Source organism: Paraburkholderia diazotrophica (assembly GCF_900108945.1).
In the GTDB taxonomy this organism is placed as follows: Bacteria; Pseudomonadota; Gammaproteobacteria; order Burkholderiales; family Burkholderiaceae; genus Paraburkholderia; species Paraburkholderia diazotrophica.
Genome location: NZ_FNYE01000028.1, coordinates 17,676 through 37,535 on the forward strand (window position 1 = coordinate 17,676; position 19,860 = coordinate 37,535).

At 64.0% G+C, this 19,860-nt stretch carries 19 protein-coding genes; 14 read left to right on the forward strand and 5 right to left on the reverse strand.

What is annotated here, in order from left to right; all coding sequences use genetic code 11:
- The first annotated feature begins 45 nt into the window (after positions 1-45).
- The 12 genes from BMW76_RS27860 to BMW76_RS27915 all read left to right on the forward strand — a co-directional run bounded on the left by BMW76_RS27860 (position 46) and on the right by BMW76_RS27915 (position 14,030).
- Positions 46-2,412, forward strand: a complete 2,367-nt coding sequence (locus BMW76_RS27860; protein ID WP_090871116.1) for a FimV/HubP family polar landmark protein — start codon at positions 46-48, stop codon at positions 2,410-2,412.
- On the forward strand, positions 2,412-3,224 hold the full coding sequence (gene truA, locus BMW76_RS27865; RefSeq protein ID WP_177200520.1) for a tRNA pseudouridine(38-40) synthase TruA: 813 nt from the start codon (positions 2,412-2,414) through the stop codon (positions 3,222-3,224). The genes BMW76_RS27860 and truA overlap by 1 nt, the downstream gene beginning before the upstream one ends.
- Complete coding sequence (locus BMW76_RS27870) at positions 3,221-3,967, forward strand: phosphoribosylanthranilate isomerase (RefSeq protein ID WP_090871118.1); 747 nt, start codon at positions 3,221-3,223, stop codon at positions 3,965-3,967. Before truA ends, BMW76_RS27870 begins: the two co-directional genes overlap by 4 nt.
- 53 nt (positions 3,968-4,020) lie before the next feature.
- The gene (trpB, locus tag BMW76_RS27875; RefSeq protein WP_090871120.1) at positions 4,021-5,214 is read left to right on the forward strand and encodes a tryptophan synthase subunit beta; all 1,194 of its coding nucleotides are present in this window, start codon (positions 4,021-4,023) and stop codon (positions 5,212-5,214) included.
- 11 nt (positions 5,215-5,225) lie between these two features.
- Positions 5,226-6,137: a DNA-methyltransferase gene (locus tag BMW76_RS27880; RefSeq protein WP_090871122.1), complete on the forward strand. Its 912-nt coding sequence runs from the start codon at positions 5,226-5,228 to the stop codon at positions 6,135-6,137.
- Positions 6,138-6,173: 36 nt separating this feature from the next.
- A complete protein-coding gene (gene trpA / locus BMW76_RS27885; RefSeq protein ID WP_090871124.1) occupies positions 6,174-6,989 on the forward strand; it encodes a tryptophan synthase subunit alpha in 816 nt (271 codons plus the stop codon).
- Positions 6,990-7,070: 81 nt separating this feature from the next.
- Positions 7,071-7,943, forward strand: a complete 873-nt coding sequence (accD, locus tag BMW76_RS27890) for an acetyl-CoA carboxylase, carboxyltransferase subunit beta (RefSeq protein ID WP_090871126.1) — start codon at positions 7,071-7,073, stop codon at positions 7,941-7,943.
- Between the two features lie 132 nt (positions 7,944-8,075).
- A complete protein-coding gene (gene folC, locus BMW76_RS27895) occupies positions 8,076-9,386 on the forward strand; it encodes a bifunctional tetrahydrofolate synthase/dihydrofolate synthase (RefSeq protein ID WP_090871128.1) in 1,311 nt (436 codons plus the stop codon).
- A gap of 27 nt (positions 9,387-9,413) precedes the next feature.
- On the forward strand, positions 9,414-10,340 hold the full coding sequence (locus BMW76_RS27900) for an SPOR domain-containing protein (protein WP_090871130.1): 927 nt from the start codon (positions 9,414-9,416) through the stop codon (positions 10,338-10,340).
- A gap of 7 nt (positions 10,341-10,347) precedes the next feature.
- Positions 10,348-10,842: a CvpA family protein gene (locus BMW76_RS27905; RefSeq protein WP_090871131.1), complete on the forward strand. Its 495-nt coding sequence runs from the start codon at positions 10,348-10,350 to the stop codon at positions 10,840-10,842.
- Positions 10,843-10,976: 134 nt separating this feature from the next.
- Positions 10,977-12,527 (forward strand): amidophosphoribosyltransferase, encoded by a 1,551-nt coding sequence (gene purF / locus BMW76_RS27910; protein WP_090871132.1) that lies wholly within the window; start codon positions 10,977-10,979, stop codon positions 12,525-12,527.
- 312 nt (positions 12,528-12,839) lie between these two features.
- Positions 12,840-14,030, forward strand: a complete 1,191-nt coding sequence (locus BMW76_RS27915) for an O-succinylhomoserine sulfhydrylase (RefSeq protein ID WP_090871134.1) — start codon at positions 12,840-12,842, stop codon at positions 14,028-14,030.
- Between the two features lie 72 nt (positions 14,031-14,102).
- Here BMW76_RS27915 and BMW76_RS27920 read toward each other — a convergent pair whose 3' ends face one another.
- Complete coding sequence (locus BMW76_RS27920) at positions 14,103-14,873, reverse strand: AraC family transcriptional regulator (RefSeq protein ID WP_090871136.1); 771 nt, start codon at positions 14,871-14,873, stop codon at positions 14,103-14,105.
- 38 nt (positions 14,874-14,911) lie between these two features.
- Positions 14,912-15,253, reverse strand: a complete 342-nt coding sequence (locus BMW76_RS27925; protein WP_090871137.1) for an FKBP-type peptidyl-prolyl cis-trans isomerase — start codon at positions 15,251-15,253, stop codon at positions 14,912-14,914.
- A 127-nt stretch (positions 15,254-15,380) separates the two neighbouring features.
- On the opposite strand from BMW76_RS27925, the gene BMW76_RS27930 reads away from it, so the two are divergent.
- On the forward strand, positions 15,381-16,181 hold the full coding sequence (locus BMW76_RS27930; protein WP_090871139.1) for a sensor histidine kinase: 801 nt from the start codon (positions 15,381-15,383) through the stop codon (positions 16,179-16,181).
- Positions 16,182-16,295: 114 nt separating this feature from the next.
- Entirely contained in the window at positions 16,296-17,639 is a 1,344-nt protein-coding gene (locus BMW76_RS27935; RefSeq protein WP_090871141.1) for a hemolysin family protein, read from the forward strand.
- Between the two features lie 210 nt (positions 17,640-17,849).
- Here BMW76_RS27935 and BMW76_RS27940 read toward each other — a convergent pair whose 3' ends face one another.
- The 3 genes from BMW76_RS27940 to BMW76_RS27950 all read right to left on the reverse strand — a co-directional run bounded on the left by BMW76_RS27940 (position 17,850) and on the right by BMW76_RS27950 (position 19,629).
- On the reverse strand, positions 17,850-18,299 hold the full coding sequence (locus BMW76_RS27940) for an Imm50 family immunity protein (protein ID WP_090871143.1): 450 nt from the start codon (positions 18,297-18,299) through the stop codon (positions 17,850-17,852).
- Positions 18,300-18,367: 68 nt separating this feature from the next.
- Positions 18,368-18,655, reverse strand: a complete 288-nt coding sequence (locus BMW76_RS27945) for a hypothetical protein (RefSeq protein WP_090871145.1) — start codon at positions 18,653-18,655, stop codon at positions 18,368-18,370.
- A 74-nt stretch (positions 18,656-18,729) separates the two neighbouring features.
- Positions 18,730-19,629 carry a hypothetical protein gene (locus tag BMW76_RS27950; protein ID WP_143062339.1) on the reverse strand — a complete coding sequence of 300 codons (900 nt, stop codon included), beginning with the start codon at positions 19,627-19,629 and terminating at the stop codon, positions 18,730-18,732.
- Positions 19,630-19,860 lie beyond the last annotated feature (231 nt).

Below are 19,860 nucleotides of genomic sequence, written 5' to 3' on the forward strand. Positions count from 1 at the left end.
AACACTCTTCAACATGTGCCGCAAGGCCATGCAAAAAAGGTCCCGATGACGGCCCGATTCCAGACTTTTCCCGCCGCCTTGCGCAGCGGCTCGCATCAGATCGCGGCAGCAGTCGCGATCGTATTCGCTGGCGCGCTTTCGACACCCGGCGCGGCATTTGCGCAGACAGCCGCCGCCACGGGCGCGGCGAGCGCCGTTGCAACGGCCGGCGCGCCGTCCGGTGCGGATGCTGGCGCGACGCAATTCACCGTTCAGCCAGGTCAATCGTTAAACGATGCCGCGATTGCGCTCACGCAGTCGCACGATCGCGCAGTGCTGGCGCGCGCGGCGAAAGCGATCTTCGACGCGAATCCGAACGCATTCATGGGGCACGATCCGAGCCGCTTGCGGCTGGGTGCCGTCCTGAGTCTGCCGCCCGTCGATGCGACGGGCGCGGCAGCCAGCGCGGCTGCGGCGGCGGGGCCGGCGTCCGCGCCGGGCTCGACGGCACAGGCAGCGTCTAACGCTTCCGCGACGACGTCGGCGGCAGGGGCGCAACCATCTGCCGCACCGGCCGATACGGGCGCGAGCGCGTCGGCTGGACCGGCGGCTTCGTCGGCGGCTGCGGCGCCGTCTTTACAGGGCGCCAGTGCGCCGGCAACGACCGAACCGACGTCGGCCGCTGGCTCGCAGGCTCCGGGCGCGGCTGCGCCTTCGGCTGCGCCGGCGAGCGGCACGCATGCGTGGACAGGCTCGATCCAGAGCAGCGCACCGGCCGCCGGCGCGCTGCCCGCGTCGCAGGCGCATCCGCAGGTTTCTAGCTTGCAGCAGTTGCTGGCGCTGAAGAACCGCGTGCTGATGGAATTGCAAAAGCATGGCATCGGCAAGCAGCCGGCGTCGAACGGGAACGCTGCGACCGCGCCTGGTGCGACACAGCCTTCGGGTTCGACGGCTGGCGCCAGCGCGCCCGCCAATGCGACGCCCGCATCGCCGACAGCCGCACCGGCGAAGACGCATCCTGCAAATGGGCCCGCCGGTATTCCGCAGGAGTATCTGGGCGTGGCGGCCGTCGTCGGTGCGGCGCTCGTGGCTTTGCTGGCCGGTCTGACGATGCGCCGCCGCAGCAAGGCCGCGCGCGAAGAGGCAGCGGCAAACGAGGCGTCTGCGTCCACCGATGAAACGCCGCGCGTCGCGCCGGACGCGGCCCGGGTTCTCGATGAAACGCCGCGCATCGTGCCGGACGCGGCCCGCGTCCGCGATGAAACGCCCGCCGCGCCGAAGGCACCGTCGCCGTCGCCCGCCGACACGCATCCGGCAGCGCATGCCGCTCCGACTGCGCCCGTCGCCGAAAGCGAGGCCAGGGCGGGACCTGAAACGTTTGACGCCGCGTCGGCTGAAGCGGGTCTGGCGGCGGCTGCGTCGCTTGGCGCCGACGCATTGCCGCGCGAGTCGCTCGATCCCGCGCGCGAGCAAGCGCGTACCGCCGATGCTGCCGCGCAGGAACAGGTCGCGCGCGAACAGGTTGCGCAGACGATAGATCACGCCGCTGAAACCACGCGCGTCGAGCCGTCGCTCGACGAAGCGCCGATTCACGCGCCCATTGAGCCGGCGGCGCATCAAGCACTCGAAGCATCGGAAGAAGCGCCGGAAACTACGTCCGCGCCGCTCAAGCTGGATCTCGGCGCGGCGCCGGATACGGCGTTTCACGAGCCGATCTTCGAGCCGCCCGCCTCGCCCGCCACGCCGCCGATTCAACTGGGCCACGTCGAACCCGCCGCTCAGCACGAACAACTGATCGAGCCGCTGCCCGACGACGACTCGCTCGCGCTGCCCGACCAGCCGTCGACGCCCGAGCGTTTCCCGTTGGGTGAACCGCCGCCGCTGGGACCCGCCATCGCAGACGAGTTTCCGCGCGACGCGATCCGCGCGCTCGACAGCCTCGACGATTTCGCGTTGCCGCCGCGCGCCGAGCACGCTGAGCCCACGGCTGACTTCGACTTGCCGGACACGCTCGGCGCACACCCTGCGACGCCGCCTGCGTCGCTCACCACGCAGCCCGTCGTGACGCCGGATATCACGGCGCGACAGGCGATGCCGGAGCACGCGCCTGAGCCGCCCGCCGCCGCCGATGAAATCGTCGCGGGCACGGCGGGCGCGGCTGCCGTCGCGGGCTTGGGCGCCGCGCCGTTCGGCGCGCTGAACCTCGATTTCGACCTCGAATTGCCGCCCGGCCCATCCCAGGCCGTGCCCGCATTCACGCCGGAAGAACTCGCGCGGATCGCCCGCAACAAGCTCGACCTGGCCGTCGAATATATCGATCTCGGCGACGTCGTCGGCGCGCGCACGCTGATCAACGAAGTCATCGAATCGAACGATGCCGCGACGCGCGCCGATGCCCGCGCATTGCTGTCGACGCTCGCGCCGCTTTCGTGATGTCTGTCGTGAAGCGTATTGCGCTAGGCATCCAGTACGACGGCGCGGCGTTTTGCGGCTGGCAGTCGCAGCCGCACGGCAAGACGGTGCAGGACGAACTCGAGCGCGCGCTGCGAGAGTTCGCGCTGACGCCACTGCAGACGGTCGTCGCGGGGCGCACGGATACGGGCGTTCACGGGCTCGGGCAGGTCGTGCATTTCGACACGGGGCTGGATCGCGCGGAATTTTCGTGGGTGCGCGGCACGAACGCGTTCTTGCCGAAGACGGTTGCCGTGCAATGGGCGAAGCCGATGTCCGACGCGTTTCACGCGCGCTTTTCCGCTTTCGAGCGCACGTACTACTACGCGCTTTACGTGCATCCCGTGCGCTCGCCGATGCTCGTGGGCCGCGCGGGCTGGATCCACACGCCGCTCGACATCGACGCGATGCGCGAAGCGGCCGCCTGCCTGATCGGCGAGCATGATTTTTCGGCGTTCCGCTCGTCGGAGTGCCAGGCGAAGACGCCCGTCAAGCATCTGTATCAGATCGATATCCGGCCGCAGGGCGACTTCATCCATTTCCGCTTTCGAGCGAACGCGTTTTTGCATCACATGGTGCGTAATCTGATGGGATGTCTCGTGGCCGTGGGCCGCGGACGCTATCCCGCAACGTGGCTCGCCGAAGTGCTCGAAAGCCTCGACCGGAATCAGGCCGCGCCTACGTTCATGCCCGACGGGCTGTATCTTGCGCAAGTGGGCTATCCTGAGGCGTTCGCTGTGCCTGCGCCGCAGGCGGGCAGCGTCCCGTGGAGCACTGTTTGGACCGACTCATGACTTCCGCCAAATCCCCCGATTCGTCCGCTTCCGCCGCTGTTTCCGCTGATAACCCCGCCGAAAGCGTCTCGCCCGCCGACGAAACCGTCCCGCACCGCACGCGCATCAAGCTGTGCGGGCTGGCCAATGCCGCCGACGTCGCGCATGCCGTCGCCCTTGGCGCCGACGCGATCGGCCTCGTGTTCTATCCGCCTAGCCCGCGCGCGCTGAGCGTGGCACAGGCGGTCGAGATGACGCGCGTCGTGCCGCCGTTCGTGTCGGTGGTCGGGCTGTTCGTGAATCCGACGCCGGAGTGGTTCAACGAAGTCACCTGCAACGTGCCGCTGACGATGCTCCAGTTCCACGGCGACGAAACGCCTGAGCAGTGCGAGAAACTGGCGGGCATTGCGGGTTTGCCTTGGTTGCGCGCGCTGCGAATTGCGCCCGATACTCAACCGGCCGATTTGATAAAATCAGCCCTTAACTATTCAGCCGCCAGCGGTCTCATGTTCGACACTCATGTCGAAGGCTATGGCGGCGGCGGGAAGGTCTTCGATTGGTCACTTATTCCAGCAGAGCTCGCGCGTCGGGCCGTTTTGAGTGGTGGGTTGAACACGCAAAACGTCAGTGAAGCGATTCATCGCGTGCGCCCGTACGCGGTCGATGTCTCAAGCGGCATCGAGGTGCCGGGCGCAAAGGGCGTGAAAGATCACGCCCGGATGGCGGCGTTCGTGCGCGCGGTGCGCGAAGCGGACGCCGGATGATTCCCAGGCCGCGCATCGCGCACGCAGCGGCACACTGAGAAGAGTGACGGAATATGTACAACTTACCTGATGAACGTGGCCATTTCGGCCAATATGGCGGCGTGTTCGTCGCCGAGACGCTGATTCACGCGCTCGACGAGCTACGCAAAGCATACGAAAAATACTCGAAAGATCCGGACTTCATCGCTGAATACGAACGCGAACTGAAGTATTTCGTCGGGCGTCCTTCCCCTGTCTATCATGCGCAACGCTGGAGCGAACTGCTCGGCGGCGCACAGGTTTATCTGAAGCGCGAAGACCTGAACCACACGGGCGCGCACAAGGTGAACAACGTGATCGGCCAGGCGCTGCTTGCGAAACGGATGGGCAAGCCGCGCGTGATCGCGGAGACGGGCGCGGGACAGCACGGCGTCGCCACGGCGACGATCGCGGCGCGCTTCGGCATGGAATGCATCGTGTACATGGGCGCCGAGGACGTGCGCCGCCAGGCCGCCAACGTCTACCGGATGAAACTGCTCGGCGCGACCGTCGTGCCCGTCGAATCGGGCTCGCGCACGCTGAAGGACGCGCTCAACGAAGCGATGCGCGACTGGGTCACCAATGTCGAAAACACGTTCTACATCATCGGCACGGTAGCGGGCCCGCATCCGTATCCGATGATGGTGCGCGACTTCCAGCGCGTGATCGGCGACGAATGCAAGGTGCAGATGCCCGAACTGACGGGACGGCAGCCGGATGCCGTGATCGCGTGCGTTGGCGGCGGTTCGAATGCGATGGGGATTTTTTACCCGTACGTTGAAGACACCTCCGTGAAGCTGATCGGCGTGGAAGCGGCCGGCGACGGCATCGATACGGGACGTCACGCGGCGTCGCTGATCGGCGGCAGCCCGGGCGTGCTGCACGGCAACCGCACGTATCTGCTGCAGGACGAGAACGGCCAGATCATCGAGACGCATTCGGTGTCGGCGGGCCTCGACTATCCGGGCGTCGGTCCCGAGCACGCGTGGCTCAAGGACAGCGGCCGCGCGGAGTACGTCGGCATCACCGACGAAGAGGCGCTGAAGGCGTTCCACGACTGCTGCCGCATCGAAGGCATCATTCCCGCGCTGGAGTCGAGCCACGCGCTCGCGTACGCGGCGAAGCTCGCGCCGACGTTGCCGAAGGACAAAATCCTTCTGGTGAACCTGTCGGGCCGGGGCGACAAGGACATGCACACGGTCGCCGAGCGATCGGGCATCCAGTTCTGAGCGCCTCGACGATGCGCGACGAGTTCGAGGAGCCGCAGCCGCCCGCGCTGAACGGCGACGCCGAAGCAGGCGTCGCCGAGGTGCCGCATCAGGCGGACGCTGCAACGTTGCTGCCGCTACCGGCGGGCATCGAGCTTCTGAACCGCGATTTTCTGACCGAGGCAGCGAAGCTACCGGATGGCTCGATCGACCTGATCGTCGCCGATCCGCCGTACGGTCTGGGCAAGGACTATGGCAACGATTCGGACATGCGCACGGGCGAGGATTTTCTCGCCTGGACGTGTGGCTGGCTCGATCTGGCCGTTCCGAAGCTCAAGCCGTCGGGTTCGCTGTACATCTTCTGCACGTGGCAGTACGCGCCGGAAATCTTCGTGTTTCTGAAGAGTCGGCTCACGATGATCAACGAGATCATCTGGGACCGGCGCGTGCCGAGCATGGGCGGTACCACACGCCGCTTTACGTCCGTGCACGACAACATCGGTTATTTCGCGATGTCGAAAGACTATTATTTCGACCTCGATCCCGTCCGCATCCCGTACGATGCCGCCACGAAGAAGGCGCGTTCGCGCAAGTTGTTCGAAGGCAGCAAGTGGCTGGAACTCGGCTACAACCCAAAGGACGTCTGGTCGGTCTCGCGCCTGCATCGGCAGCACGCCGAGCGGGTCGCGCACCCGACGCAGAAGCCGCTCGAAATCGTCGAGCGGATGGTGCTTGCGAGTTGTCCGCCGGGTGGCCGCGTGCTCGACCCGTTTATGGGAAGCGGCACGACGGCCGTCGCTTGCGCACGCCAGAAGCGCGAATTCGTCGGCTATGAGATCAATGAAAGTTACTGCGCGATAGCGCGAGAACGTGTCGGTTTGGCGGCGAATCCGCCCAAACCCGTTTCTCGCGGCAAGGCAATCGTCGCCGATCCGGCGGCCTGAGCCAGATCGCGCAGTCATCGACTTCGAGAAAATTCCATGTCCCGTATCCAATCGACGTTTGCGGCGCTGGCCGCGCAAGGCAAGAAAGGCCTCATCCCGTTCATCACCGCCGGCGACCCGAACCCGGCGCGCACCGTCGAGTTCATGCACGCGCTTGCCAAGGGCGGCGCCGATGTCATCGAGCTCGGCGTGCCGTTCTCCGATCCGATGGCCGACGGTCCCGTGATCCAGCAGTCGTCGGAGCGCGCGTTGGCGAAGGGCGTGTCGCTGAAGCACGTGCTCGCCGATGTAAAGCGCTTTCGCGAAAGCGACGACAAAACGCCTGTCGTGCTGATGGGCTACGCGAACCCGATCGAGCGCATGGGCGCCGACGCGTTCGCAGCGGCTGCGAAGGAAGCGGGCGTCGACGGCGTGCTGGTCGTCGACTATCCGCCGGAAGAATCGGCTAACTTCGCCGAAAAGATGAAAGCGGCCGGAATCGATCCGATTTTCCTGCTCGCACCCACCTCGACGGACGAGCGCATCGCCGAGGTTGGTAAAATCGCGAGCGGTTACGTCTACTATGTGTCGCTCAAGGGCGTGACGGGCGCTGCAAATCTGGACGTTTTGAGCATCGCGGGTAAAATCCCGGCCATCAAGTCGCGCGTGCCGCTGCCCGTAGGCGTCGGTTTCGGCATTCGCGACGCGCAGTCGGCGCGCGCAGTCGCCGAGGTTTCCGATGCCGTCGTGATCGGCAGCCGTATCGTGCAATTGCTCGAAGAAGCGGCACCCGAGTCCGCTGCCAGCAAGCTGACGAATTTCATCGCCGAGATTCGCCAGGCCATCGACAGCATCGGCGCGACTGCCCGATAAACAATAATTTGTCGCCGTTACGCTGGCGGCGCGGATTGGACCGCGCCGCTTTGCGTATCGCGAACCCTGGAAGGAATGACCATGAGCTGGCTCGACAAACTGTTGCCGCCGAAAATCAAGCAAACCGATCCGAAGAGCCGCAAGGGCATTCCGGAAGGGCTGTGGATCAAATGCCCGTCGTGCGAAGCGGTGTTGTACCGTAACGACGTCGAGGCGAATCTGCACGTTTGCCCGAAGTGCGATCACCACATGCGGATCGGTGCGCGCGAACGGCTCGACGGCTTGCTCGATCCGGAAGGCCGTTATGAGATCGGCCAGGAAATCCTTCCCGTCGACGCGCTCAAGTTCAAGGACAGCCGCAAGTATCCGGATCGCCTGAAAGAGGCGATGGACGAAACGGACGAAACCGATGCGATGGTTGTGATGGGCGGCGCGATTCACACGCTGCCCGTCGTCGTCGCGTGCTTCGAGTTCGCGTTCATGGGCGGCTCGATGGGCTCCGTGGTCGGCGAGCGCTTCGCGCGCGGCGTGCAGAACGCGATCGAGCAGCACGTGCCGTTCGTCTGCTTCACCGCGTCGGGCGGCGCGCGGATGCAGGAAAGCCTGTTGTCGCTGATGCAGATGGCCAAGACCACGGCCATGCTGACCAAGCTTGCCGAAGCGAAGCTGCCGTTTATTTCCGTGCTGACCGATCCGACGATGGGCGGCGTGTCGGCTAGCTTTGCGTTCCTCGGCGACGTCGTGATCGCCGAGCCGAAGGCGTTGATTGGCTTCGCCGGTCCGCGCGTGATTGAGCAGACGGTCCGCGAAAAGCTGCCGGAAGGCTTCCAGCGTGCCGAATTCCTGCTGCAAAAAGGCGCGATCGACATGATCGTCGACCGCCGCAAGCTGCGTGAAGAACTGGCGAAACTGATGGCGCTGCTGACGCGCCAGCCGGCCGACGCCGTCGCCTGAACGCTTGTCCACGCTAACGGCCGCGCAATTGAACCGCGCAGCCGGTAAGAAAAACCGACGCGCCGCGAGAGGTAATTAAGCGGCGCGTTGTCATTTCCAGGATAATTCCGGTCCGCACTACAGTTTCATCCGATGACCACTTTCCCCACTCTCGACGCGTGGCTCTCGCATCTGGAATCCGCGCATCCCGTCGGCATCGACATGGGCCTCGCCCGCATCAGTCAGGTGCGCGACGCGCTGCAACTGTCGTTCGCGTGCCCGGTCATCACGGTCGGAGGAACGAACGGCAAGGGGTCGACGTGTGCGATTCTCGAGTCGATTCTGCTGCGCGCCGGCTATTCCGTCGGCTGCCATACATCGCCGCATCTGCTGGCGTTCAACGAGCGCGCGCGGATCAACGGCCAGATGGCGACGGATGCCGAGCTGCTGCCGCATTTCGAGGCCGTCGAGCAGGCTCGCCGGTCGCTGCCCGCGCCCGTCTCGCTGACGTATTTCGAATTCACGACGCTCGCGATCATGCATCTGTTCGCGGAGCGCGGCCTTGACGTGGTGATCTTCGAAGTGGGGCTCGGCGGGCGCCTCGACGCCGTGAATATCCTCGATACCGATTGCGCGGTCATCACCAGTATCGACATCGATCACACCGACTTTCTCGGCGATACGCGCGAAAAAATCGCCTTCGAGAAGGCGGGCATTTTCCGTCCGGGCAAGCCGGCCATCTGTGCCGATCCGATTCCGCCGCAGACGCTCATCGAACATGCCGAAAAGATCGGCGCCGATCTTTGGCTCTTCGGGCGCGATTTCCGCTACGAAGGGCAGGCGGGCAGCGAGCGGCAGCAGTGGAGCTACATCGGCCCGTCGATGCGCCGTTCCGCACTCGCCTATCCCGCGCTGCGCGGCGCGAATCAGTTGATCAATACGTCGGCGGCACTGGCGGGGCTCGAAGCGTTGCGCGACCGTCTGCCTGTATCGGCGCAGGATATCCGCCTGGGCCTCGCCAATGTCGAATTGCCGGGACGCTTCCAGGTGCTGCCCGGCAAGCCGGCGATCGTGCTCGACGTCGGGCATAATCCGCATGCCGCTGCCGTGTTGGGCCAAAATCTCGGCAATATGGGCTATTTTCCATACACTTACGCCGTATTTGGCTCCATGCGAGACAAGGACATCGCCGGCGTGGTCGCGCACCTGAAGGGCGAGATCGACCACTGGTGCGTGACCGATCTGCCGACACCGCGCGCGGCGAGCGCCGAAGAACTTGAAACGGCGCTGCGCGACGCGGGCGTCGCCGATGGCCCTGACTCCACGGTCACGCGTTTTGCAACACCGGCAGAAGCTTTCCAGGATGCGCTAAAACGGGCATCCGACAATGATAGAATCGTGGTTTTCGGCAGTTTCTATACGGTTGCGGGCGTAATGGCCTACCGTAAATCGCAGCAACACTGAACGCGCGGGCCTCGAACCAAGCCATTCATGGGTATTTTCTCGTTCGGCAAGAAAGACGACGCACCTACGCGGCGCGGCGCAAATTCCAGTTCCAGTCGCGGCAGTCGTGCCGAGCGCGCTGAGCGGGTCGAACGGCGCAGCCGCCGCACGGACCGTTCCGGCGACGCCGATGCGATGATGCTCGACCCCACGCTTCCCGAGAAGCAGCGCGCGCGCCGCCGCCTGGTTGGCGCGATCGCGCTGGTGATCGCCGCCGTCGTGATTCTGCCGATGGTGCTCGATTCGCATCCGAAGCCCGTCACCGACGACATTTCCATCGATATTCCCAGCCGCCCGATTCCGAAGTCGCGCGCGGCAGACGACGCCGACACGCAAGCCGGCGTCGCGCCCGACAATCCCGCAGCGCCGGATGCCGCATTGGCTGCGTCGGGTCTTGCGCGCGCCGCGTCGGGCACGGCGGCAACGGGTGCCGTCGCGTCGCAGCACGACAGCCAGAGCGCGCCGATCGCCATGACGCCCGCGAAGCCGCAGGCGCCCGCTGTCGTCGCGAACAACACGCCGGCTCAGGCCGCGAAGCCCGCTGCCAAACCGCAAGCCGAAGCGAAGCCGGCGGTGAAGCCAGAGCAGAAGGCGGAACAGAAGCCCGCCGCCACCGACACCGCGCAAATTGCCGCGTCCGGCACCGAATCGGGCACGCCCGCAGCGCCTCCCGGCAACCGTTTCGCGGTCCAGTTGGGCGCGTTCCAGGACGACGCCAGCGCGCATACCTGGGCAAGCAAGTTGAAAGCGGCGGGCGTGCCCGCATATACCGAGCGTCGCAAGCAGGCTGATGGCTCGACCCGTACCTTGCTGCGTGCTGGTCCGTTCGCGGACCGTGCGGCGGCGTCGGCGGCTATCGCGAAGGTGCGCGAGGCGGGTCTGACGTCGGGTGCGAACAACGGCGTTGCGCAGTAAGCCGGCGATGTTCACCGCATTCGACTACGCTGTAATGGCGGTGATCGGCCTGTCCGCGCTGCGCGGAACGTGGCGCGGCTTTCTGTCCGAGGTGTTCGGGCTGATCGGCTGGGTCGTCGCGTTTCTGGTGGCGGCGCGCTTCGTCGGCCTGCTGGTGCCGTTCGTGCCGGCGAACTGGCCGGGCGGCGCGTTGACGCAGTGGCTGATCGCGTTCGCGGCCATCGTCATCGGCGTGATACTGGTGGCGAGCGTGGCGAATGCGCTGCTGAGCCGGCTGGTACAGGTTTCCGGCCTGGGCGGAATTGACCGCTCGCTTGGACTGATGTTCGGCCTCGTACGCGGGGTCATACTGGTGCTGATTCTGGTCGCCCTCGCTGGCTTGACCGAACTGCCCAAACAGGAATTCTGGCGCAACGCGCTGCTGCGGCCCTACGCCGAGCAGGGCGTTCGAGAGTTGAAGCCTCTGCTTCCCGAGACGCTCGCCGCCTACGTCCACGTGTAACGAAGCGTTGCGCGCAAGGGACGAAAGCGGCAGACAAGGCGGGCCGATGGGTGAGGCAGTCAGAACCACGGCGCGCGCGGCTGCCTCCCCGGCACCGCCACTGATCGAATTTCGGACCCTTTGAAGGACATGCCATGTGCGGCATCGTAGGCGTAGTTTCCCAGTCTCCCGTCAACCAGCTGATCTATGACAGCCTGCTGCTCCTGCAGCACCGCGGTCAGGACGCAGCCGGCATCGCTACGGCGGACGGCAGCACTTTCCACATGCACAAGGCCAACGGCATGGTGCGCGACGTGTTCCGCACGCGCAACATGCGCAGCCTGCCCGGCACGAGCGGCATCGGTCAGGTGCGCTACCCGACGGCGGGTTCCGCGTCGAGCGAAGAAGAAGCGCAGCCGTTCTACGTGAATGCGCCGTTCGGCATCATCCTCGCGCACAACGGCAATCTCACGAACTGGCCTCAGCTGAAAGAAGAGATGTTCCGCGTCGATCGCCGGCACATCAACACGAACTCCGACACGGAAGTGCTGCTCAACGTGTTCGCGCACGAGCTGCAAACGGCGAGCTCGGGTCTGCAGCTCGATCCGGCGGCGCTCTTCAAGGCCGTGTCGGGCGTCCATCGACGCGTGCGCGGCTCGTACGCGATCGTGTCGCTGATTTCGGGCTACGGTCTGCTCGGCTTCCGCGACCCGTTCGGCATCCGTCCGCTGTGCATCGGCAAGCTGGAAACGGCGTCGGGCACGGAATGGATGCTGGCGTCGGAATCGGTGGCGATCGAAGGCATCGGCTTCGAATTCGTCCGCGACGTCGCGCCGGGTGAAGCCGTTTTCATCGACTTCGAAGGCAATTTCCACGCGCAGCAATGCGCGACGAATCCGAGCCTGAATCCCTGCATCTTCGAACTCGTGTATCTCGCGCGTCCGGACTCGGTACTCGACGGCGTGCCCGTCTACAACGCGCGTCTGCGCATGGGCGACTATCTGGCCGAGAAGATCGTGCGCGAGCTGCCAAAGGACGTGAAGATCGACGTCGTGATGCCGATTCCCGACTCGTCGCGGCCGGCGGCGATGCAGGTCGCGGCGAAGCTCGGCGTCGAATACCGCGAAGGCTTCTTCAAGAACCGTTACGTGGGCCGTACCTTCATCATGCCGGGCCAGGCGGTGCGCAAGAAGTCGGTGCGCCAGAAGCTGAACGCGATGGGCATCGAGTTCAAGGGCAAGAACGTGCTGATCGTCGACGATTCGATCGTGCGCGGCACCACCTCGCACGAGATCGTGCAGATGGCGCGCGATGCGGGCGCGAACAAGGTGATCTTCGCGTCGGCGGCGCCGCCCGTGAAGTATCCGAACGTCTATGGCATCGACATGCCGACGCGCAGCGAACTCGTCGCGCACGGCCGCTCGGATGAGGAAGTGGCGCGCCTGATCGGCGCCGATTTCCTCGTCTATCAGGACGTCGACGCGCTGAAGAGCGCGGTGCGCGACATCAACCCGGCGCTGAAGGAATTCGAGGCGTCGTGCTTCGACGGCAACTACATCACGGGCGACGTGACGACGGAATATCTCGACCGCATCGAATCCGCGCGCCTCGCGCCGTCCGCGCAATCGGACCGCGACGCGGCGAGCGAAGCGCTCGAAGGCGGCACCGCGCGTTCGCAATTGCATCTGCAACTGTCGGTGGAGTAAATCGCGGCAGCGCGCGGGATCGTCGTCATCATCTCATCGAGTCTCGCGCGCCGTGTTTCGGTCCCGAACGGCGCATGCAGTGTTACTATCGGGGCTTGCGTCGATTTGATCTCAGCTTGCGGACGCGGGGAAACCCAAAACAGCTAAAGCGAACGGTGGGGCCAGCAGCACAGCCATCGACGCTCACAGCATCCCCGCACACGAAGCCCGCTTATGCCGACGCAAAGCGGGCTTTTTTGTTGCTCTCGCATGCGCGAACCTGGCGGAACCGGGGAGCCGTATGCGGCCTGGAAAAAACGGAACAGAACGAACATGGACGACACCCTCAACTTCGACACTCTCGCAGTCCGCTCGGGCACGTTGCGCAGCGATTTCGGCGAGCATTCCGAGGCAATCTTTCTGACGTCGAGCTTTGTCTTTGCGAGCGCCGCGGAAGCCGCCGAGCGCTTCAAGAAATCCGAAGACTATTACACGTACTCGCGCTTCACGAACCCGACGGTCACGATGTTCCAGGATCGTCTCGCGGCGCTCGAAGGCGGCGAGGCGTGCATGGCGACGGCGTCGGGGATGGCCGCGATCATGTCGGTGGTGATGTCGGCGATGCAGGCGGGCGATCATCTCGTCAGCTCGCAGAGCCTGTTCGGCTCGACGCTCGGCATGTTCTCGCAGATCTTCAGCAAGTTCGGCATCACGACGACGTTCGTCGATCCGACCGATCTCGATGCGTGGAAAAACGCCGTGCGTCCCGAGACGAAGATGTTCTTCCTCGAAACGCCGTCGAATCCGCTGACCGAAATCGCCGACATCGAAGCGATCGGCAAGATCGCCAAGTCCGCGAATGCGCTGTTCGTCGTCGACAACTGTTTTTGCAGCCCCGCGCTGCAACAGCCGCTCAAGCTCGGCGCTGATGTCGTGATGCACTCGGCGACCAAGTTCCTCGACGGCCAGGGCCGCGTGCTCGGCGGCGCGCTGGTCGGCTCGAAGCAGTTCATCATGGAAAAGGTGTTTCCGTTTGTGCGCAGCGCGGGCCCGACGCTGTCGGCGTTCAACGCGTGGGTGCTGCTGAAGGGCATGGAAACGCTGTCGCTGCGCGTCGAGCGTCAGTCGGCGAATGCGCTCGAAATCGCGCGCTGGCTGGACACGCATCCCGCCGTGAGCCGCGTGTTCTATCCGGGCCTCGAATCGCATCCGCAGTACGAGATCGCGAAGCGTCAGCAGAAGGCGGGCGGCGCGATCGTCTCGTTCGAAGTGAAGGGCGACACGCCCGAGCAGATGCGCGAGAACGCATGGCGCGTGATCGACAGCACGAAGATCTGCTCGATCACGGGCAACCTCGGCGATACGCGCACGACGATCACGCATCCCGCCACCACGACGCACGGCCGCATCACGCCCGAGGCGCGCGCGGCGGCGGGCATCACGGAAGGGCTGATCCGCCTCGCCGTGGGTCTGGAGAATGCCGACGATATCCGCGGCGATCTTGCGCGCGGCCTGACAGGCTGATTGTTTGATCATTTGGAGAGAGCCGGACGCGTGCACGCGTCCGGTTCGTCGCCATCGTCATCAAGGGAAGATTCAGTGCAACAGCGCCCGCCACTGGCCGGGCGCCATCCCATAGCGCCGCGTGAACGCGTGCGTGTACGCGCTCTGATCGCCGAAGCCCACTTCGAGCGCGACGTCCGTCAGCGAACGGCACGGATCGGCAAGCAGCGTGACGGACGTATCCAGTCTCAGACGCTGCAAATAGCGATGTGGCGTTTCGCCGAACGCCTCGATGAAGAGCTGATGAAAACGCCGCATGCCGAAGCCGCAATGCGCGGCGAGATCGGCGATACGCAGCGGTTCCGATAGATGCGCGCGCAGCCAGCCGTCGATGCGCGCGAAGTCGAGGCCCGCGCCCGGCACAGCATCCGCCATGCCCGTCTCTTCGACGATCGCCGCGCACAGACGCGCCGCCGCATCCCAGTTGAAGCGCCGCCACGCGGCATCGCCGTCGATGTGGCCCGTCGCGCGGCCCGCGATGTGCGAAACCAGTTGCGTGAGCGATGGATCGATCGCCACAGCGCGCGCCTTGTCGAAGAGGCGCTGCGGCACCGCAACCGACGACCAGGGCAGATCGAGCACGAGCTGCCGGTTCTCGCCGACGCCCGCGTAATCGTGCCGCGAGCCTGCCGGAATGAGCCACGCGGACGTGCTGTCGATTTCGCGCGCGACGCCGTCGACGGCCATCACCATCGAGCCGTCGAGACCGAGCACGATCTGATGAAAGTCGTGCACGTCCGACGCTTCCACCGCGCCGTAACGGCGCAGGGAAACGCTGGGCGCGTCGTTGACGGCGTGGCTCATCTCAGGACGTCAAAATCAAAACAAAAGCGCAGAAACGCTCAGATGTCGAGCAATTCGACTTCGAACACGAGCGTTGCATTCGGCGGAATCACGCCGCCGGCACCGCGCACGCCGTAGCCGAGTTGCGGCGGGATGGTCAGCTTGCGCACGCCGCCGACCTTCATGCCCTGCACGCCTTCGTCCCAGCCCTTGATGACCATGCCGCCGCCGAGCACGAACGCGAACGGGTCATTGCGGTCCTTGCTCGAATCGAACTTCTGGCCGTCCGTGAGCCAGCCGGTGTAGTGCACGCTGACGGTCTGGCCAGCCTTCGCTTCGGCGCCCGTGCCTTCCTTCAGGTCTTCGTACTTGAGGCCCGAGGCGGTGGTGACAGTGGTCATGCGATGCTCCTTTGATAATCGTTCGAAACCGTTATTGTAGGCGTGTCGGCGTGCTGTCGCGAGGATCGTCCGAACGGCCTGAGCCTATAATGACCAGACTGCAACCGATGGCGAACCGCCAACGAGGATGTCGATCGTGACCACGTCTACACCGTCTTCTTCCGGCAGCAACGAGGGGATGCATGCCACCGCCGATCGCACCGCGCGACGCTGCGCCGAAACAGCGCTCTTCATGCGCGATCATGTGCTCTCCCTCGTCTCTCATGATCTGCGCAGCCCGTTGAACGCGATTCATAGCTGGGCGTACGTGCTGGACCGCAAGATCGACACGAACGACGCCACCGCGCAACGCGCGCTCGAAGGAATCCGCAACGGCGTCGATCAGCAGGTGAAGCTGCTCGAATCGATCGTCGATACGACGCGCGCCGAAACGCGAACGCTCGCGTTGAATCGCGCGCCGTTCGCGTTGCGGCCGCTGATGGACGAAACGATCGGCGACGTGCGCGGCGCGCTCGCTGCGCAACGCAACGTCGCGCTCGAACTCGATACGTCGATCGATGCGCAGCAACTGGATGGCGATCGCGAGCGGCTCGCTGCCGCGCTGTGGCTGCTCGTCACGTTTGCCGTCGAAGCGAGCGCGAGGGGCGCGACGGTCGCGCTCGCTGCGCGCGTCGATGCGTCGACATTCGAGGCCACCGTCACATGGCCGCACGCGCCCGCCGCGTTGACGGATGCCGGGCTGCCGCACGTGCTCGAAAAATTCGCGCGCGAGCAAGCGGCGCACCCGCGCGAAGCCGGCCGCATCTCGTGGGTATTGAGCTTGTGCAAGCGCGTCGCCGAAGCGCACGACGGCGCATTCGACCAGGGTGAATGGGTCGACGGCCAGCCGTCGACGCTCAGACTGCGCGTGCCGCTCGCGGGCGCATGACGGCACACGCGACGCACCGATGACCTGGCCGGATGGCCAATCGGTGCGCGACACGCTCTTTCACACGCCTTTCGCGCTCTATACTGACGGCTTTTGTTGCCGGAGTTCTCCGCTTTGATCCAGGTCGTCGCGCTTATTGGCGCGTTGTTGCTCGTTGCCCTCAACGGTTTCTTTGTCGCCGCCGAATTCGGTCTCGTGAAGCTGCGGCAGACGCGCGTCCAAACACTCGCGGAGAAGCACGGCTTGCGCGGCAAGCTGCTCGCGAAAGTGCACGGGCGGCTGGATGCGTATCTGTCGGCGTGCCAGCTGGGCATCACGCTTGCGTCGCTGGGCCTCGGCTGGATCGGCGAGCCTGCTTTCGCGGAACTGCTCAACCCGCTGTTCCACTTGCTCGGCATCGAGTCCGAGCAGCTGATACACGGCATCTCGCTGTTCTTCGCGTTCTCGTGCATTTCGTTTCTGCACATCGTCGTCGGCGAGCTGGCGCCGAAGTCGCTCGCGATCCGCCAGTCCGAGCAAATTGCGCTGTGGGTCGCGATACCGCTGTACGGTTTCTACTGGGCGATGTATCCCGCGATCTGGCTGCTCAACACGAGCGCGAATACCGTGCTGCGCGTCGCGGGACTGTCTGACGATCACGGCGGCGACACGCACTACTCGACGGAAGAACTCAAGCTGATCCTGCGTGGCCGCCGCGCGAGCGTCGCGAACGGACTCGACGCGCCGAAGGACGCCTATTCGCAGGACGAATGGAACACGATCGCGCACTCGCTCGACTTCTCGCGCATGACGGTATCCGACCTGATGCGGCCCGCGCATGAGCTCGTGAGCCTGCGCCGCGATCTGCCGTGGAGGGAGAACATGCAGATCGTCGCGCGCCATCGTTTCAGCCGCTATCCGTTGCTCGAAGATGCAACGGGCGAGCGCGTCGCGGGCACGATACATCTGAAGGACCTGCTGCTCGCGCGTCACGCGGGCAGCACGTTCGACGACCTGTCGCACTACGTGCGTCCCGTGCAGTACGTGAAGCCCAACATGCCCGCGCTCGAACTGTTCCGGCGCTTTCGCAAGGGCGCGCCGCATCTCGCGCTCGTCGGGCAGAAGAACGCGAAGCCGATCGGCTTTCTCACACTCGACAATCTGCTGGGCGCGCTGGTCGGCCAGATTCACGACGAGTTCCGTCAAGGCGACGCCGACTGGACGCGCATGGACGACGGCACGCTGATGGGCAAGGGCAGCTTGCCCGTGGTGTCGCTGGAGCGCGCGCTGGGCATCGACATCGACGAAGGCCGCGCCGAATCCGTCGGCGGCCTCGTGATCAATGCGCTCAGCGATTTGCCGGAAGAAGGGCAGCGGATCGAATTCGACCGCTTCGATGTCGTCGTGAAGAAGATGAAGGGCCCGCGGATAGTGCTGGTGCGCGTCTATCCGAAGACGTTCGATGATGAAGGCGGGTAGCTTCGGGAGCTTGCCACGAGCCGCATTTCATGCGAAGAGCACAAATGCTCGCCGCCTGATCGGGTCACCTTACAGAACCTTGAAGAAAGCGGACATGGTCCGTAAGAACTGCCCCTTCGTCGTGGTGGCTAACAAGCTGCCCGAGCCGACTTCTATCGGTTAGGGCAGCACCCGTTGGTCTTACTGGCACGATGACGCGGGCGAATACGGTTAAGGTTCGCCGCGAAGATAAGGCCGGATAGAACTGACCACAACCTCTTTGCAAGTCAAGCGTATGTCCAGGCCAATATTAGGCATGAGATCAAGCTTGATTAAGCCATTCGGCTCTTTGGACAAGGAAATATCCATTATCGATGCTTCTTCGAGCATGGCGTTTACGTCGATTTCGGAGCTCCTAATATCCAGAAATTCCAGCACAACCAAGTAGTCGGGACTCCCGTCGCTGCGAAGCGGTCCATATCGGTTATGCAGCACTTCAAGCTCAAGATCAAGCAGATCGCGCGAGCGACCATTCGGTAAAGGCTTGCCTTCCACACTTTCAAACGATCGTCTCTTTCGCTGCATGCAAAATGTTCTAACGGCTGAATCATGAAATGACGGGTACTCCCCGAATATTTTAATCAGCAAACTATTGTTTTTTTTGCATGCTGCCAACCCCATGTTTTATTCTGGCTGTTCATCATGCTGAATTTTGCGGCCCGTTCCATCCCCTTCGATCCGCCGACGAGTCATTCTGCGGGTCGTTTCACAGGCGACCAGTTCATCGGTTCCTTCGTTGTGGTTTGAAGGCGTGAGCGCAATTCGGGATTACCGGCCGCGAATTGGAGAAAGGCCATCGCTCCAAGGAGACGGGCGTGTTCGTCTGTAATAGGCTCGTTCTGCGATTCTGGCTCTACGGTATGGACGACTGCGCGATCAATTGCAGTCTGGACACGGCTTCTGAGCGTAACGCATGTCTTGAAGGTTTGTGTTTCCTCGTCGTAAAACGTGATCATCGCGGCAGGGTATTTGGTCATTTCAGTATCCTCGGCATGCCTGGTAGTTGGTGAAAGCGTCTTGGGTGCACTGCATGTAATCTCGATAGTTTTTGCTACCAAGCAGGGCACGTCTCACGCTGCACTGTTCCATCTCGTTCGTAGGCAGCGAAGCATTCTCCCTCCTGCTCTTCGCTGACTCCGCGCGCTGCCATCGTCAACACATTATCGCTGTCCGCTGAGTCGCCAGGTTCGAACGGCTGCGCATCTCCCAGCGGCGTCGACGTGTTGCCGCTGCTATCGACCATGTTTTCGACGAGCGCGTCGTCACTGCATTCATCCTCAGCCGAATCACCACGGAGTGTAGCTACAGCCATTGCTTCTGCTACATCCAGCAGGTTGAACCCGCCGTCACTACAGCCAGCACTGGCAGCCATCGCGGCGCGCGCGGCCTTCAACTGTGCCTCCTGTGTAGAAGGATCGTATGGCCCCCTCAGGACCGGCTCGCCTTCCCATATCAAAGGCCCCGGCCCTGCATTCCTGAAGGCGGCCCACACCGTGCCACCACTGCTGCCGAATCCGCCACCGCCTGACGCCGACGGCCACCGTAGCGGCGCGGGCGTAGGCCGAAACGTCATCGGAAGCGAGCGCCATTCGCGGTTGATGACGGGCACAAGCAGTCCGTCGCGGACAGCCTGTTTGAGCGCGCGCTCGATGCCGGCGTTGTCGGCCGGTAGGTTCCAGCGGACGACGTTCAGGTGATCGCGCAGAAACGAGCGGATCGCGTCGATGTCAGTGCGCATCAGCGATCTGAAGTCGTAGTTGGGCCGAACATACCTTTCGAAGGCGCGTCTGTCGTCCTCGATCTGGCGCTCTCGCTCCCGGAGCTTGTCCCAGTCGTCAAAGGCGTCCCAGTATCCACCGGAAAGACTGTAGAACTCCCTGGCGAGCACGAGCGTGCATTGCCACGTTCCGATATCCAGCGGGACGTGAAGGCTGTTGTAGCTTATACGCACGACTCCCTCCATCGCAGTGATTGTTCCCGTCAATCCTGGCGATGGCATTCAGGGCAGTTGTCATATTGCGTGAAGGCGCGCGTAACCCTCGTCAGTTCATGTGCTATTTGCACGCGCAACCGCGAGACGCGAAGACCCACAAAATGAAAGCCCTCGGAAGGGCTTTCATCGTCACCACAGATTCCAGACTTTAGACATTGCCGTCCATACACGTCGTTCGCCGCGTCCGCG

Bases quoted from the DNA above. Each gene is read 5' to 3' on its own strand.
- BMW76_RS27860 (WP_090871116.1), top strand. From the start codon at position 46: ATGACGGCCCGATTCCAGACTTTTCCCGCCGCCTTGCGCAGCGGCTCG.
- truA (WP_177200520.1), top strand. From the start codon at position 2,412: ATGTCTGTCGTGAAGCGTATTGCGCTAGGCATCCAGTACGACGGCGCG.
- BMW76_RS27870 (WP_090871118.1), top strand. From the start codon at position 3,221: ATGACTTCCGCCAAATCCCCCGATTCGTCCGCTTCCGCCGCTGTTTCC.
- trpB (WP_090871120.1), top strand. From the start codon at position 4,021: ATGTACAACTTACCTGATGAACGTGGCCATTTCGGCCAATATGGCGGC.
- BMW76_RS27880 (WP_090871122.1), top strand. From the start codon at position 5,226: ATGCGCGACGAGTTCGAGGAGCCGCAGCCGCCCGCGCTGAACGGCGAC.
- trpA (WP_090871124.1), top strand. From the start codon at position 6,174: ATGTCCCGTATCCAATCGACGTTTGCGGCGCTGGCCGCGCAAGGCAAG.
- accD (WP_090871126.1), top strand. From the start codon at position 7,071: ATGAGCTGGCTCGACAAACTGTTGCCGCCGAAAATCAAGCAAACCGAT.
- folC (WP_090871128.1), top strand. From the start codon at position 8,076: ATGACCACTTTCCCCACTCTCGACGCGTGGCTCTCGCATCTGGAATCC.
- BMW76_RS27900 (WP_090871130.1), top strand. From the start codon at position 9,414: ATGGGTATTTTCTCGTTCGGCAAGAAAGACGACGCACCTACGCGGCGC.
- BMW76_RS27905 (WP_090871131.1), top strand. From the start codon at position 10,348: ATGTTCACCGCATTCGACTACGCTGTAATGGCGGTGATCGGCCTGTCC.
- purF (WP_090871132.1), top strand. From the start codon at position 10,977: ATGTGCGGCATCGTAGGCGTAGTTTCCCAGTCTCCCGTCAACCAGCTG.
- BMW76_RS27915 (WP_090871134.1), top strand. From the start codon at position 12,840: ATGGACGACACCCTCAACTTCGACACTCTCGCAGTCCGCTCGGGCACG.
- BMW76_RS27920 (WP_090871136.1), bottom strand. From the start codon at position 14,873: ATGAGCCACGCCGTCAACGACGCGCCCAGCGTTTCCCTGCGCCGTTAC.
- BMW76_RS27925 (WP_090871137.1), bottom strand. From the start codon at position 15,253: ATGACCACTGTCACCACCGCCTCGGGCCTCAAGTACGAAGACCTGAAG.
- BMW76_RS27930 (WP_090871139.1), top strand. From the start codon at position 15,381: ATGTCGATCGTGACCACGTCTACACCGTCTTCTTCCGGCAGCAACGAG.
- BMW76_RS27940 (WP_090871143.1), bottom strand. From the start codon at position 18,299: ATGGGGTTGGCAGCATGCAAAAAAAACAATAGTTTGCTGATTAAAATA.
- BMW76_RS27945 (WP_090871145.1), bottom strand. From the start codon at position 18,655: ATGACCAAATACCCTGCCGCGATGATCACGTTTTACGACGAGGAAACA.